General features: G+C 56.0%; 8 protein-coding genes and 1 pseudogene. 6 read left to right on the forward strand and 3 right to left on the reverse strand.

Features of this window, described 5'->3' with window-relative positions; genetic code table 11:
* Positions 1-152 precede the first annotated feature (152 nt).
* On the forward strand, positions 153-1,583 hold the full coding sequence (locus ACR3EK_RS12020) for a hypothetical protein (protein WP_480633483.1): 1,431 nt from the start codon (positions 153-155) through the stop codon (positions 1,581-1,583).
* A gap of 4 nt (positions 1,584-1,587) precedes the next feature.
* Here the strand turns inward: ACR3EK_RS12020 and ACR3EK_RS12025 are convergent, their stop codons facing one another.
* A complete protein-coding gene (locus ACR3EK_RS12025; RefSeq protein WP_480633484.1) occupies positions 1,588-2,937 on the reverse strand; it encodes an exonuclease domain-containing protein in 1,350 nt (449 codons plus the stop codon).
* Between the two features lie 902 nt (positions 2,938-3,839).
* On the opposite strand from ACR3EK_RS12025, the gene ACR3EK_RS12030 reads away from it, so the two are divergent.
* From ACR3EK_RS12030 to ACR3EK_RS12040, 3 genes are all read left to right on the forward strand, one after another.
* Entirely contained in the window at positions 3,840-5,531 is a 1,692-nt protein-coding gene (locus ACR3EK_RS12030; protein ID WP_480633485.1) for a reverse transcriptase domain-containing protein, read from the forward strand.
* Between the two features lie 303 nt (positions 5,532-5,834).
* Positions 5,835-6,026: a hypothetical protein gene (locus ACR3EK_RS12035; RefSeq protein WP_480633486.1), complete on the forward strand. Its 192-nt coding sequence runs from the start codon at positions 5,835-5,837 to the stop codon at positions 6,024-6,026.
* A gap of 37 nt (positions 6,027-6,063) precedes the next feature.
* Positions 6,064-7,383 carry a DUF6538 domain-containing protein gene (locus ACR3EK_RS12040; RefSeq protein ID WP_480633487.1) on the forward strand — a complete coding sequence of 440 codons (1,320 nt, stop codon included), beginning with the start codon at positions 6,064-6,066 and terminating at the stop codon, positions 7,381-7,383.
* Between the two features lie 351 nt (positions 7,384-7,734).
* Here ACR3EK_RS12040 and ACR3EK_RS12045 read toward each other — a convergent pair whose 3' ends face one another.
* The gene (locus ACR3EK_RS12045; protein WP_480633488.1) at positions 7,735-9,840 is read right to left on the reverse strand and encodes an alkyl/aryl-sulfatase; all 2,106 of its coding nucleotides are present in this window, start codon (positions 9,838-9,840) and stop codon (positions 7,735-7,737) included.
* A gap of 798 nt (positions 9,841-10,638) precedes the next feature.
* Between ACR3EK_RS12045 and ACR3EK_RS12050 the strand changes: the two genes are divergently transcribed.
* Together ACR3EK_RS12050 and ACR3EK_RS12055 are read left to right on the forward strand one after the other, a co-directional pair.
* Complete coding sequence (locus ACR3EK_RS12050; protein WP_480633489.1) at positions 10,639-10,992, forward strand: hypothetical protein; 354 nt, start codon at positions 10,639-10,641, stop codon at positions 10,990-10,992.
* An 888-nt stretch (positions 10,993-11,880) separates the two neighbouring features.
* Positions 11,881-12,033, forward strand: a pseudogene (locus ACR3EK_RS12055) (transposase); the annotation flags it as partial.
* 175 nt (positions 12,034-12,208) lie between these two features.
* Here ACR3EK_RS12055 and ACR3EK_RS12060 read toward each other — a convergent pair.
* Complete coding sequence (locus tag ACR3EK_RS12060) at positions 12,209-16,177, reverse strand: AAA family ATPase (protein ID WP_480633490.1); 3,969 nt, start codon at positions 16,175-16,177, stop codon at positions 12,209-12,211.
* Between the last annotated feature and the right edge of the window lie 177 nt (positions 16,178-16,354).

The following is a 16,354-nucleotide window of genomic DNA, read 5'->3' on the forward strand; positions in this document are numbered from 1 at the left end:
TTCTGACGTCCTCTGACCTCTCCTCTTTCCTGACCTCTAGCGGGGGTTCTATGGGTGTGGGGAATAGGTATAAGTAATGAATAGAAACCGGAGGATAGAGAGACCCGAGTATCCTCGTTCCTGAGAATAATACGTAGAGGGAGGAGGAGGTTATGGGGGAGATAGAGGACCCATGGCACTCGCGACCGATCGACGTTCACCGCTGGTCAGATCACCTAGAGGTCGCCGCCTTGGTCGACCGCATCTGGGACGACTATCTGCCGAGTGATAAGACCTCCGGACCGAAGCCGAAGACTGCTTTCAGACATCAACTCCGGGTGCTGGTTCTGGACCTTTATGTCGCTTGGCTGGAAGACCCGGAACTGTCTATCGGCGTCTCCATGTCCTCGAACTACTGGGACACCAGTTCCCGCTATAACGCGATCCATATATCCAAGAAGATCATCCCGATCATTCACACTCTAATCGAAGCAGGACTATTGGATGTTGCCAAGGGCAGCTACTCGGGTCCTCTGGCTCGGGGGAACAGAACGACGAGGATACGAGCCTCAGAGGTGATGCAGGGATGGTTCGCCGAAGTGGCATTCCGACGAGATGACGTGGGTAGGGTCCAAGGTGAAGAAATCATCATTCTCAGAGGGGATAGTGCTGAGTCACTGGTCGAGTACGAGGATACCGACGAGATCATCAGAATGCGGGCTGAGCTTGAGCGCTATAACCAAGTAATTGGTGATGCTTTCATTGATATCCCAGTTTTGGAAGAACCGAAGGTCGATGATGTCAGCACCGATCATCATCATAAATTCACCCGCCGGATATTCAGTCGCTCTGACTTCAACCTGAATGGGCGCTTTCATGGCGGCTGGTGGCAGCAGATCAACAGTGACTGGAGGTCGAAGATATTCATCAATGATACGCCGGTCGTTGAGGTGGACTTTCGCAGTCTCCATGTCTCCCTCCTCAGTCTGGAGGCAGGGAAGGAACTCGCTGGTGACCCCTATGATCTGCCTGACAGACTTATAGCTGGTGCGCCTCCACCGCTTCAGCGCAAGTTTATCAAACGACTGATACTGACTGCTATCAACGCCGGGTCCAAAGACGCGGCCTTCAGAGCGTTCCGAGATGGGTTCCCGACTGGTCATGCTGGGAAGACACTGACGAACGAGCAACTGGAGACACTGCTGACGGGCTTTCTGGAAAAGACTCCTCACATCAAAGACTATCTGTTCGCGGATCAAGGTATCCGGTTGATGCATCTCGATAGCCTGATAGCCGAACGCGTCCATCGTCACTTCTGCCACCAAGCCGTACCAGTCCTGTCAGTGCATGACAGTTACATCATCGACTATACCCGAGTTGGAGAGTTGAAGCGGGTGATGGCTGAGGCTTCGGAGGAAGTGGCCGGTGCACCTTTGCCGACGTCGAACCAGTTCTATGGGCTGGACGAACAGGCCAACCCCAATGCCGACCATGTGAAAGACTATGTGATTTGGCGTCAGACGGCCCGGTCAGAGGGATATCTTCAACGGTTGGCGGAACACGAGAGGAGAACGAGGAGAGAGGTGGTGCCGTTTGGTGGGTAGAAATTTACCTCCTCCGTTCATCGTAATATGCCCTTAGCTCTCTCAGATGTTGATCACCTAATTCGCCGGCCTGCTCAATTTCCTCTATCTGGCGATCTACTACGGCAAAAGTCGTCCATGGTGCATTCTCTGCGTGCCAGCGTCCGATCAGTTCATTGGCAATCCTATCACGCAATTCTTCTTTGAGCAGGTTCGGTTGATTTGCAAAGACAATCCGGCGCCCCAATTGGAAGAATTTTTGATCCTCAAACTTGGAAAGGATTTCCATCCGGCCGACCCAATTTGCAGTTTGAAACTGCCTCAGCCATTGTTGATCAGCTTCAGAGGCAAACCCGCTATAAATCTGTTCTTCGACATACTCCGGTTCGGGACGATCTGCGAACCGATTTGCAAGCGCTACACCGACTCTTTGATGGAATTCTCTCATCTCAGACAAAGCTCTAGCGCGGTTCACCACTTCATCTGGCAAATCGGCGACCTCGAATAATGCGGGATAGCCGTTTATTTTAATCGAGCGGATCAATTTTGGACTTTGCGAAACCGCGCGGGCGACTGCTTCATCGTCGGCATCAGCAAGAACTGCAGGTTCTACTGCGGATAAATCCATAAACCCCACTATATTGGTGTTCTCGGGGTTTCGACCGGCAAACGCACCAAAGTAGCTTCTTGGGGGGCCACCGAACCGCTCCACGAGCCCGAAGGGTCGACCGCTCTCAAACATAGCATTGATGTTTTGCTTTGTTCTGTTTCTGAGCCCTTGCTCCCATATCGCAGGAGCCTCTTGGCGGATGAGGTTGGCGATAAAAATAGTAGCCTCGACATCGCCCAGAGCATCATGTGCATCGTGCTGTTCAAAGCCGTTTTCCGGTGCCAGTTGATCGAGTTTAAACGAGGTTTGCCCTCGGTCATTTTGAGGCCATTCGAGGGCTTCTGGAGCCAACGCTGACACCGCGTAGACAAGTTTCAGAATGTCCATGCGATCGTTGCCAGCACTTTGGGTAAGATAAATTTGCGAGTGCAGGTTTTGGTATAACGCCTGACGCATCATTTCCTCGTCAAACGCAATCGAGTTATATCCGACCCACGTCGCTGGCCTCCATCGGGCAATCAAGTCTGCGATGGTCTGCATAAACTCGAAGAGAGTTGGAAGCTCTAGATCGTTTAACGATGCGGGATTTATGCCGGTGACTGCCAGAGCCCACGGAGCAGGCAAGATATGCGGAGCCAAGCGACACCTGATGTTTACGCGTTCAATTGGTTGAAGGTATTCATCTGTCAAGATTGCTGCGAACTGCAGTGGCTGATCGAATGCAGGACTCGTCCCGGTCGTTTCCAAGTCATAAAATACAAACAAATCAAAGCTCTTTCATAGCTGCTTCGGTCCGGAGGTCTTATCACTCGGCAGATAGTCGTCCCAGATGCGGTCGACCAAGGCGGCGACCTCTAGGTGATCTGACCAGCGGTGAACGTCGATCGGTCGCGAGTGCCATGGGTCCTCTATCTCCCCCATAACCTCCTCCTCCCTCTACGTATTATTCTCAGGAACGAGGATACTCGGGTCTCTCTATCCTCCGGTTTCTATTAATTACTTATACCTATTCCCCACACCCATAGAACCCCCGCTAGAGGTCAGGAAAGAGGAGAGGTCAGAGGACGTCAGAACACCCGAAATCAGTGGGGCATAAACGGGGGCAATTCTCGGAGGGTTTAGCTCCAAGCGCCTACAGTCGTTCCATGTTCTGATGAGCTGGCTGGGGTGGTAGGAATCCTTGCCGCCCGATGATTGTTATAGGCTTTTCCAACCGGTGGCCGAAACTGGGGCGGTTTCGGGGGCAATTCTGACCGCTAGAGAGGCCGTTGGAGGGTGCCAGCAGGTGCTGACGAGACCGCTAGAGGACCGTCCACTGGCGCTGAGACGACCGCTGACGATCGATTCCGGGTGCTGACGGGTGGTCCTGGTGTTGGCGGGTTGGCTATGTCTATTTGTTTTGGACGAAAGACTAAGCTGAAATAACGACTTTGTGTGACAGTGGCCCGCTGGAGACTTATGACGCTAGTTCGGCGTCTCCTAGTGTTGAGCCGACGTAAGTTATATTCCGAACAAAAGCTCATCACGTATCTGCCTGCTGCAACATGTCTTTCCCGTATTGTTAAACAGAAAAAACAGATGGTTGACCCCAATGAAATACTTTGGTTACGTCCGGCCATGGCGCGACGCCTAGGTGAGGCGCGACCTACCCGGCTCTTATGGAGTCGATGACGACCTTTCTGGGAAACTGGATTGGCGACAGTGGTTCGAAAGAGCTACTGGACGGTATCGGCAAACATGCGTTGTCGGTTCCCCTTACTCTATGCGCCTCACCGAATTATCTGAGAGAGATTATGCGAAACGAGTTAAGAGCAGAAATTAAGCGACTTAGTAAAAGAGCCTTTGAGAAAGAACGCAAGCAACTAGAAAAAGAAGAAAAATACCGAGAAAAGTTTGAACGCCGTACAGGTTTGGTCGCGGCAAGACCCGCCGTAAGGACGAGAACGCCGCTACACCGCCACTTCGATGCCAAGCACTGCAAGCGGAATGCAAATGTAATTGCGACGGCGATTTGGCATAAAATACTCAGGTTCGAGTACGACCCGGAGCCTGCAGTCTTATTTCAGATACCCAAGCCGGACGGTTCGAAACGAGAAGTAACGGCATTCTGTATACCTGATGCTGCGGTGGCCAACGTTCTTCTTCGCAGAACCCTGAACCGCAACAAGAAACGGCTCTCCCCTCACTCCTACGCTTATAATCCTGATAAGAATGTTTTCGATGCGATACTGGCTCTCCGAGATTTCGACAAGGATGGGAAGCTATTCGCTGTTCAGGTCGACTTCGAAAAGTACTTCGACAATATTCCTGCGAACTACTTGAAGAAGAAAATTGCGGACCGTTCCACAGTAAGCTTAACCCCACATGAGCGGCACGTCTTTCAAGCTTTTTTGCATCATCGATTGGGCAGCGCAGAAGCTCATCGTTCCGGCACCTTCAAACGCAAAATCAAAGGGACCCCTCAAGGATCCTCTGCTTCCCTGATTTTGGCCAATCTCGCCAACCATGATTTAGATCGGAAGCTTTCTGCAGAGTCAGGAAAGTTTGTTCGCTTTGCCGATGACGTGGTGGCTATTTGCGGCAGTTATGAAGAAGCTCAAAGATTGGAGCGGTGTTTTGACAGGCATTGCGCAGAAAGCGGCCTTATAGTGAACCGAAAGAAGTCACCGGGTATTGCTGTCATTTCTGAACATCTCCAAGAAATTCGCACCATAAATGACTTTACGTACCTCGGTTACGCTTTCAAAGACTCGGGCCTTTCGATGCCTGAAAAAACAAAGAAAAAACTGGAGCAGAAAGTATCTCGCCTAATCAATATCTATTTGATCAACGGTTTAAAGCACGGTTTCAATATACGCCGCGCAAGTGGCAGGCGAGGTTATGACTGGGACTTGCTCGGCCTAATATACGAGCTTCGTAGGGGCTTCTATGGAGGGCTAAGGGAACAGGACATACAGGACTTCTTGTACCATCAGGGGAAGCTTAAAAACATGCGAGGTCTTATGGGCTTCTACTGCCTAATTGAAGACCCAGCCATGCTAAAAGAACTTGATGGGTGGGTGCTTAATACCGTCCGGCGTGCATGCGTGGAGCGCAGAAGAATTTTGTGGAGCAGATACCGCAAAACCTGTCCAACCCCATCTAACGAACAGCTAATTTCAGGCGATTGGCTTAGTCCGTCAGCATGGCGCGAAGACGAGGACGAGCTAGACGGCATCGAAGTACAGTTTCCCAGTCTGGTGCGTGGCTGGAGGGCCGCCCGGAAACACTTCTTCACATTCGGCCTCGAAGGGGTGCAGGCACCGGGTTACGACTCCTCATCCGACGTATCTTCATTGTTCGATGTTTTTGATTACTAATGATGCTGATGCTTGATTTCCCAAACACAAGGGCGGCCCAACTCAACTAAATTGGCTTGGCAATAATGTGCCCCGCATGCCCAAAACCGAGCAACTTCCTGCATCTAAATAAAGAAGCAACTGCAGGAGTTTGATCCATGAAGTACCTGTCTGCCCTCGGCGTTCTCGTCGGGGGTTTTCTTTTGCACCCACCGCCCAAGGCTGTCCTGACGACGATGCTCTGGGTGGTCGCTCGGTCTCATCCCGCTGTCTCAGCGCTGGTTCTGCTGGCGGTCCTCTGGACATGGAAGCACGGAGGCGATGATGACTGAGCTGGAACTGAACCCCGGTGACGTCGTGGTCGTCCGCGCCTTCGATGACGTCCCTGAGCATCACTTCCGTGTGGAAGAGGTGTTCGGAGACTGCGTGACCGGCTTTGCGGTGACCGGCCCGCTGGCTGGGTCTTACGGCGAACCGGCACTCGAGATGATCCTGCGGATCGTCCCAATCAACTGAACCCATCCCACATTCCAGACTTGAAAGGAGGAGACCTATGTCTGCTCACATTCGCTATGCCTATCTGAAGGGCCATACGTGGCTCTATAGACGTAACTATCCCGTTGACGTGGCTCTCGCGCTGGGCGTTCAGGCCCTGAAGCAGAGCCTCAAGACTGGAGATCGCAACACCGCCCGCGTCCGAGCCGCTGAAGTCAATGCGCGGTTCGAGACACTGGTGGAACAGGTGCGGTCGCAGGCAGAAGAGTCACTGTCTGCACCGGAGAACGCCGCTGACGTTCCTGAATGGGTTGACCAACCGGAGTCGTCTCTCGTCCGTCTCCGGGCCACTCTGGAGGACTCTGGATGCAATCTGGAACGGTCTAAGTTCATCAGACCAACAGCGCCAGTGAAGGTGCCGGTTCGTGACCTGAGCTGTGCCTATCTGAACAAGCGCAGTAACGAGCTACGACCCAGCGGATTCAAATCGGTCCGATACTCTGTTGGGTTGTTCTCCAGTCGATTTGGTGACCAGTCGGTTTGCAGCCTGACCAGAACGGACGGGCGGGAGTTCCTGACCGCAATAGCCCAACTGTCTCCAATGATCGGCAAGTCAGAGCGGACCCGTGGTTTAACCCTGGACCAGCTGGTCGCGTACTCGTCACGAGGGTCTGTGGCCATAACAGCCAGAACCCAGCGGCGTATCTGGTCTCAGGTCAATCACTTCCTGGACTGGGTGGTCTATGAAGGGCATCTTGAGGTTAATCCGTTCAGGACTGTTCTCTTCGACCGAAAGGTGCGTCCTCAACCCTATGCCGTTCCGACTGACGATGAAGTCGTGCGGCTGCTCGGAGCCAAAGACCGAGACCTGCATCCGGTTCTGCTGACCTGCCTGTTGACAGGAATGCGAGCGGGAGAAGCGGTTGGGTTACTCCGGGAAGACCTCGTGACCAAGGGCAATCTCGGTTGCTTCGTTCATGTCCAGCCCAATGAACTGAGACTGCTGAAGACCGACGCGGCGGAGAGACTGGTCCCGGTTCACCCGGTGCTGGATGAGACGTTCCGGCAACTGCCTAGCCATGGCCCTCTGTTCCCTGACCTGACCGTGGCGCACGTCACCAAGGGGTTTGCGAGACTGAGACGGCGGTTGGGTCTGGAACGACCGGGACTGGTGTTCCATTCGACCCGCAAGTGGTTTGTGACCCAGTGCGAGAGAACAGGTGTCCCTGAGCACTTCACGGCTTCTCTGGTCGGCCACCAATCGGCGCGGTCGGAGAACGGGATCACCTACGGCATCTACTCGGCTGGGATCAGTGACGAACAACGTCGGTCCATCGTCGACCAGATAAGACTCCCGCTAGGGACGGTCGCCTCATGAGTTTCCCGGACATTGATGCGTTTGAGGAACGGGCTGCTATCGCTGAATACGATGGTGGATGCACCCGTAAAGCTGCTGAAGATCTGGCTGCTCGAGCTCAGGGGTTCCGGGATGCGGAAGCCTACTGGCAATGGCTGGCGGACTATGTCGTCAACCGTAGACCACCCTGACAACTAACCCTCGGCGGCCCTTAGCGGGTTGCCGGGGGTACTAACTTTGATTTCTTTTTTCGAATTCGACGTTGGGTGAGGGCTGGCTGAATGACCGTTCTGCGGGCAAAGCTGCCAAACAATGCTTCATGGTGTAGGCAATGTACCTGCCCACACCAAAGATCCGCTTCGACATTGCGGTTTATTCAATTGCAGGTAGCCCGGTGACCGCCTCGAACGCGTCCGAATGCGGCTCCACATGATGAGGTTCTCGTGTCCCGGGCAACACTTCAAAAAACGGATCGAAATCGACCATTGCCTGAGCGAGGATACCGAGCACGGTGGGGTCGCCCTCTATTTGAGCTGATCCATCCGAAAGTTGCGCATCCAGTGTTTTCTCACCGGCCATTGTCAACTCCAAGTCGGCACGGTTGATTGTCAAAGTCAGGTCGGGCGCATCTGCAGTGAACCCTTCGACATTTGTCAACGTCGCGTTGCGCAACTCCACGAGGAACTTCTCACCATTGTCGGGGGTCACCAAGTTCATAGTGAACTCGTGCCCTTCGACTTTGCGGCTGTCCATCTTGATGGCAAGGAAGTTCAGGAACAGTTCCGTCGACATAGCTCGAATAACGTCCGGACTCGAAGTGTCTGGAATGTCGCCCCCCGGGATACCCGAACGCAATTCAAATGCTCCGGACAGGAAGGAATTACGAAGTCCCGGGTTTTCTTGCTGATAGCCGAGTTGTTCGTACACATCTGCCAGCAGGTTCCGGGCCGACATGTTATACGGTTCCGCTTGCACCAGCTTGTTCAGAATCTCGCTGGCCAGAAGGTATTCACCGGTGTCATGCAATTCGACTCCTCGAGCCATGATTGCGTCTGAGCCGCCCATCATTTCTACATAGAGAGGCGCTGAGTCCTCTGGCGAGTGCGGGATCAACGTTGCCGGGTTGCAGTCCCAGAAGCCAATGTAACGCTGTACAACACCTCGGCTGTTGTGCTGGGGTGAACCGTGATAGCCGCGACAGTGCCACTTGTCTTGAAGGCTTTGCGGCAGGCTATAGACGTTGTGAATCTGGTTGATCGTCACGCCTTTGTTGACGAAATGCAGCACCTGATTGTTCATGTGTGCATAAAGGTCTCGCTGATCGCGCAAAATCGCTTGGACTCGGTCGTTGCCCCAACGTGGCCAGTGGTGCGAATAGAACATCACGTCTGCTTCTTCACCATAGAGATGAAGCGCGCGGCTGATATACTTCGACCAACGCAACGGATCACGTACAGGTGCACCGCGCAGCGTGTAAATATTGTGTAACGTCGCCGTCACGTTTTCCGCCATCCACAAAGCCTTCATGTCGGGCAAGTAGGTGTTCATATTCGAAGGTGCCTCTGTCCCCGGTGTGTTCTGGAAAATCATCCTGACACCGTCCACCTCAAACTCTTCGATGTCCTCTTCAACTATTCGGGTCGGCGCAATCAGTCCGACAGCACCGGCTGACACACCCTGTCCAAGACCCTGTCCGACATAACCATGAGGGCTTGCAGGCAGGAGTAGTCCATACTGGTAAAACAGGCGGCGATTCATGGCGTTGCCAGCATATACATTCTCGGAAATTGTATGCTCCATGAAATCGCGGGGTGCGATAATTTCAACTTTTCCTGCGCGGACATCGGCCTCATCAACGACACCGCGCACACCCCCCCAATGGTCGCCGTGGGAATGCGAATATATCACCGCTGTTACGGGTAATCCCTCGCCCACATGCTGCTGGAACAACTCCAGAGCAGCGCGAGCAGGTTCCGCAGAGATAAGAGGATCAATAACAATCCACCCAATCTTGCCGCGCACGAAAGTGACATCGGAGAGGTCAAACCCACGCACTTGGTAAATGCCGGGAATAACTTCGTAGAGACCATAGTTCTGGTTCAATCGGGAAATGCGCTGCAGGGATGGATGAATACTGTCAAAGTCAGTATCGCTGTTCAGAAAATCAAATCGCTTCTTGTCCCACGCGACGTGACCGGCATCAGCCATGATCTGCTTGTCCTGCATCTCAGCAATGAGGCCGCGCTGCTGTTCTTCGAAGTCCTGGACATCAGAGAATGGAAGGGTACGCTTCGCTTCGTCCAGAATTTCCAGTGTATATTTGGACGGTGCCTTCCCTTTCGGATGGAAATGCCCTTCAAGTGGCGGTGCGGAAGCCGAGCTCTGTGCAGCTGCTTCGTCTAACAGAGCGGCGGACGAAACAGCAAATGCCGTTCCGACGGTTGGAATTGCCTTCAATACATCGCGTCTAGTGGTCATAAGTTCCCCCTCCCAAATCTTCAAACCGTGACTATGTTTGCGATGATAGCAGGCGAGAAGCTTTGATGCATGATAAACAAATTCATTTCTTGTGATGTCTTCTCGGAGTTCTCAGGCCAGCCATTCGAAGCACTAGGCTCGAGCGACCGCCCCACCAGCCCCACCAACCCGCCAACACCAGGACCACCCGTCAGCACCCGGAATCGATCGTCAGCGGTCGTCTCAGCGCCAGTGGACGGTCCTCTAGCGGTCTCGTCAGCACCTGCTGGCACCCTCCAACGGCCTCTCTAGCGGTCAGAATTGCCCCCGAAACCGCCCCAGTTTCGGCCACCGGTTGGAAAAGCCTATAACAATCATCGGGCGGCAAGGATTCCTACCACCCCAGCCATTTTCCATGAAAAGTCGAGAAAATAAGAGCTCTAGCAAGCTTGCCTTAAGCAGTGTGTCTAAGTCGAACGAAACTGTGACGCACAGTGAAACGCAATGGGTTGTGCACTTTCCGCGCAAACGCCCAGACTCACACCTTAGAAAAACCCAAACACTGCGCCGGCCCTTACCTCATGCGAAGCGCCCCGGATTTCTATTTCCGCAAACGCCTTCCCTGGGCGCTATCAAATTCACAATCAAGCTCACTTCTCTGCCGTTCCCTGCGCACCGACCCCACGCCCGACACCGTGAAACGAGCCGCCAGGCTACTCAAGGCCTACGAGCAGATGGAGAAACAAATCGTGAGAGCCTTTAACGCGCAAGACTTGCGCCCTGCGGGCCTAAGTCCTCCGGGCGGAATTGGCACGGATCTTGGCAGAACAAAGCTGTATGGGTAGCTTAATCGAGTACGACGCTGATAAGCGCATTGAAGAGATTGGAGCAGAGAACCACAGGCTTCGCCGCGCTGCCCGGTTCGAGAACTGGATGGAAGTTTGGAAATTGCTGGAAAAGACCAGCAGCATGATCGGTCTTTGCCTGCCCAGTCCGCTTTCCTCGGATCTTGGTTGCCAAGTCACTACACTCAAACGTCGCATCAACGTTATCGCCAGCGATGTGACCGAAGGAGACGAAATCCTCACGGCATGCGGCCCGCTGCTCAACGATCACGAGATCAAAGACTTCGGCAAATACGTGCGGGGACCCATCCTGCATTCGCGGGGCTAGTCAACCGTGCCGAACATGGAAAAACTGAAGACAGCAGAGGTGTCATCCCGATTCCACAGCTTCTTTTGAACCTGAGTGTCGTCGGATTGGTCCACGCTCTGCGCGAAGATCACGGCGTTCCACAGTTCGCGAAAGCAGTGAAATGATCTTCAAACGGAGACGCGGCCAATACTTTCGGCAAGCATCTCCGGCGTGTTTTCGACCACTTCGGCCTCGGAGATTTCGACGCAGACTTCTACGCCATACGCGAGACCTTTTCGAGCATGCTTCGCGGCACACAAGTCAAAGACGACTACGCGATGCCGTTTCCGTGCGCAAACACTGCGACGTGCTGAATATCCACTAGACAGCTCACCAAAAAAGGTCTGGAAGCGGCAGTTGACAAGACGGCTCAAAGCTCGAAATCGGTAGATGCCGATAATACGGTTTCATAGTGATCAAAAAGTGCGCTCTCGAGAAGTCATCCGCTTTGGATGTTGGGGCAATTCTAAACGACCACTCGGAAACCGACAGCATTATCATCGGTGACAAGCAGTTGGTGAACCCTTTTTCAAATATGATCTAAGTATACGAAAAATTCAGCAAACCAGAAACGCGCCACGCGACGATTGCAAGACGTCATTGCTAAGCGACCACTCAGTTTCCCCAAAAACACTCTGAAAATAGCTGCGTTTGAGCACCTCATGGCATTGACATCACGTATCCTCAAGAAAGCCGTGTCAAAGGCTCGTCTATTACAACCAGTTGCACTCTGCTCTAATAGATTTAGGTGTTTCTAAGGGTCAGGACCCAATCGATTTCCGTTTAACCGCATGATTCAGGACTCAAAAACGACTGGTGAACATATCTGATCTTTTCTAAGGGACGTATGCGCACAAGGTGCGTCTTATGTCCTTCTTTCTGGAGTCCTAAGGCAAGCAACACGTTGATGACCGTCGCGTTTTGAGTGTGGTTATTTTCATCAATCGCAATGGCTTGCGCTGGCATGACGCGCCAAAAGATTACGGCCCGTGGCAGGTCAGAACCAACCGGTGCCGGCGAAACGCGCTTTCCGCGCAGGATAGCCACAGAAAGCGCCCGTACGCGAGGAAGACAGTAGAGTCGCGCCTCTGTGGCCGCCAGCAGAACTAGTTTGGCGTTTTTCAGCTTGGTGTTCGTGCTGGAGGGTCGGGCGCATCGGAACCCGCGCGCCGTCGCGGACGCGGCTACCGTCGCCCTACCGGAACACCTCGCGATGGCGAATCTCGGCGGCGATAAGTGTCCGGTCCTTGTTCAGGCCAAGCGCCGTGGCCGTCTGTTCCGCCTCGTGCCAAAGCGCCATGGCCTTGACGTGCCGACCGTCCAGCCAGTCCCGCAGACCAACCCACAGGCCCAGTTGCGCCCTCCCCACGACGAAAGCCCTGCTGTATTCGCGCAGCTTCCTGAGGGCACTGTCCTCCCAGTCGCGCCAATCCTCGTAACGCTCTGAGAGACCGGCCTCGCGGCCGCGCAACAGCACTTCGAGCACGCTGGAGATACCGACGATAACGCTGTGCGACGAGGGCCGACTCATCCGATCCAACAGCTCCATAGTCTGCATCATTTGGTCGAGGCTCTCTTGCTGTCGCCCGATCCGCGAAAGCGCCAGCGACAACGCCCCGGTCGCCGATATCTGCGCGGCCAGATCCACCGACCCCGTCATCGAAGAGGTGGTCAGATTTAGGATGTCCACCGCCTCACGTGGCCGGTCCGTATGTAGAAAGCACAATGCCTTGCATCGCAGGGCCCAGATCTCCTGCTGCAGGTTGCCGGCATTCTGCGCCCGCAGCAGCAGCAACCGCGAGGTGTCTTCCAACTGGCCCAGCATGCCGCGATAGTATTGCGACCAGAACCGCATACCCTGCGCATTGCACCAGCGCAGCTGGTCACCGGCCTGCCGCGCCAGATCCTGCGCCTGGTCCAGCCGCCGGTCCACCCCGGGCCACTCGCACTGGCCGAGCTGCCAAAGCGCGTCAAGATTGCAGACATGCGAGTAGATCGAAGGATCTTGCAGCGCGATTGCAAACCGCTCGGCCCGGTTCATCAGCCGTGCGTTCATCGACCGCCAACCCATCATACCGAGGCCCGCCGCAAGCTGACAGTTCGACAGGACTGAATCGGCGGAGACACCGGTGCGTTCCGACCGAAGAACCGCGCCCAGCAAGTTGCACATACCCCGGGTGAATCGCAATTCGAAGTAGTCGACCGTTGCCGCTTGGTTCAAGCATCGCGAAATCTCAGCGTCCCAATCGGCGCTCGGCCTCGGCGCGGGCATGTCATCTTCAGGCTTCAGGGCGTGCATTAGCAGCAGCCGCAGCGCCCGTGTAACCAGACGCGCGTATATGGATGTTGAATACTCTGGCACCCGTTGGCCCGCTACGCTCAGAGCCTCTCGGATCGCGATGCCCTGTGCCTGCACGTCGCCTCGCCCGTAATGCGCTTCGGCGAGTTGCCGGCGCCAGCGTACTGATCGCCTCTTGCCTGCAACGTCGCCGGCGCGGCTGGCATATTCGTTGTCAAGGCATATACGGATGAAGGCCTCGACCTCGCGGTAGGCCCCCGTGCGCAACGCTTCGGTGGCGGCGAGGTCTGCATAGGAGACCGCCTTGTCGAGCTCGCCGGCTGCTTCGAAGTGCCGCACTAGAACGGCAGTGTCGCCCCCGGGGGCTCCCGGGTGCGTGGCCTGGGTTTCGTACCATAGGGCAAGCCTACCGTGCAGGGCGCGCTTCTGATCGCTCTGGATCGAGTTGTATACCACGTCACGTATCTGATCGTGGCGAAAGGCAAAGCGGCAGGGGTCGTCGCTGGCATGCAGCAGTTGTGCATCCACCAATCCCGCCACCGCCGCATCCAACGGGCCGCCATGCAGCGACGCCAGCGGGCGCGTGTCAAAGGACCGCCCGATCACCGAGGCTGCACGAAGAACCGATTGGGCGGTCAGGTCCAGCCGGTCAACCCGTTCGCGGATCACCTTCTCGATGCCCTCGAAGAACAGAAGGCTGTCCAATGGGCGGATCGATTGCCAACAGCCGTCGCGCAGCGCGATCAACCCCTCGTTTCGAAGTGATTGCGAAATTTCTTCTAAGAAGAACGGGTTGCCACCGGCAAGCTGCGCGATGCGCCGGGCCACGCTCTCGTCCACCGGCTTGTGGTCCAGCGTGCGGCCGATCAACTTGATCACCGATTTCTCATCCAGTTCGGTTAGGTCGATCGCGCGGAAATGCCGGGCCAAGTCCCGTTCGGGGGTATCGCCCTCGTGCATACGGGTTTCAGCGCGTTGCCGCAACACCCGCAGCTGATCTGGAATCTCGTCGGACCGGACACACAGAACCACCAGCACCGCATCCAGCGAGCCGAACACCCATTCCACCAACCGCCACGATGCCGAGTCCAGCCATTGGCTGTCTTCAAGAACCAGCACGAAAGGGCGTGGCGCCAGCAGGCCAATCACCTCCGAAATGGCGCGCATGGTGGCGTCAGCCCGGTGTGCTCCCTCCAAGTGAACGGTGCGTTCCGTTTGATCGATATCGATGGCCAGCACGTCACCCAACAGGGGCAGGCTGCCTTCCAACTCGGACCCGGCCGGAATCCTGTTGAGGATCGCCTGATACACGCGGTTACCGTCGCCGTTGGCCCGGACGCCAACCAATGCTTCGAGTACCCGCCGCCAGGCCAGCATCGCAGTCCGATGGTCGTCGCGCTGCGCGCTCACGTAGGTAGCCGGAACACCCCTGCCGTGCAACTCGTCGACGAAGGACATGGCCAAGGTCGTCTTGCCGATCCCGGATTCGCCCAGAACGGCGACCAGTCGCTTGGAATGCGCCCGTGTTTCGGCAAACGCCTTGCGCAATTTCCGCAGTTCGGCGTCGCGGCCGATCATCGTGGCGCCTTGCGAAACCACCTGTTCGGCTCCAATCGGGCGGAACACCGGCACCGCATCCCCAAGGCCGGGCAGTTGCAGAACGCCCTGTTGCTCGAAGGCCAGAAGGCCCCGCGCGGCATGTTCAGTCGACGGGTCGCAGATCACCCCTTGATTGGCCTGGGTCATCAGGCGCGCCGCTCGGTTGACTGGCTGGCCAAGCAGCATCAATTCGCAATGCGGGCCGCTCCCTACAAGATGGCTGAGCGCATCGCCCGTGGCCACTCCTACCGTTGCCAGCAGCTCCAGCTTCTCGGCCTCGGCGCAGATCACCTGCCCCGCGCGGATGGCTCGCGACGCGTCGTCGTGGTGGAACACACCTGACGCCCCGAAGGCGGCGAGGCAGACAAGGCCTGAATCGTCAAAGAAAAAATCACCCGAAGGGCCATCATGGCTGCGCAATATGCGCTGTATCTCTGTGCTAACGCGCTGCACCTGCCACAGGGAGTCGCCGGGACCCAGAGACAGACCTTCGACCCGCGCGAACAGAACCGAGGTCGGGCGGATGTCGGACAACCCCGCCTGCCGCTTCCTCGCCGTGCCGTCGCCGCCGTTTCGCAGCCCGCCCATAACCTGCCGCATTTGGGCGGATAGGAAACCATCCAGCCAGTCCGAGTCGGCCCGCAGCTGGACGGCGCCGTCCGATCTGCCCCGTCGCATGCGCCCGCCCGTGGCAAGTGCCAACTGCGACTGGGCGCTCGCAGACAGTATGTACTGGCCGGCATCGGCGCGCGAAAGGGCCCGCATCGCCTGTTGAAAGGCCGGTCCGCCTGCGACGATGTTCCAGGTCGGATTGCCCCCGATCGCGCCAATGCAGAACCGTCCCGCGCCGATACCTGCGTGGAATGCCGGTCGCCCATTCCCGTTCGAGCCGATAGTACTACTACCAACCGGTAGCTCGCAGATGGCTCGCGCGCAATCCAGCGCGGCCTGCACGGGTGTGTCGGCCACGTCCGGCCAGAAGGCAAGGATGGAGTCGCCCGAGAACCTTACCACCTCGCCCCCGGTTGCAACAATTTGGTCGACACAGGAATCATAGGCAAGGCCCAGCAGGCGTGGAATCTCCTCCAGACCGGCCTGCCCTCTGCGCGACATCGATTCGACAAGCGCGGTGAACCGCGACACGTCGACAACAAGAACCGCCCCGGCCAGCTCGGCCGCGGCAGGGCGTGTGCCATCATCCCCATGCAAAACCCCCATCAGGCGCATGGGCAGGTAGGTTCGAACTTGAGACCGGGGGGTCTGCATGGTTGTCCTCCACCGTTCCTACGTTCTCGGTCGCATCGGGCTTTAGCCGGGGCGCTTGGCCTGCCCTTTTTCCACTATTCTGCGCTGTGAGCAGAAACGCGGCTGCGGCTGCGCCTTCTAGTCCAGGTTTCCTGCGTCTCCCCCTCACAGCGTACGCCGCTCAAAAACGGCGTTGTG

The sequence above is a fragment of the Ruegeria sp. BC8 genome, from assembly GCF_056535705.1.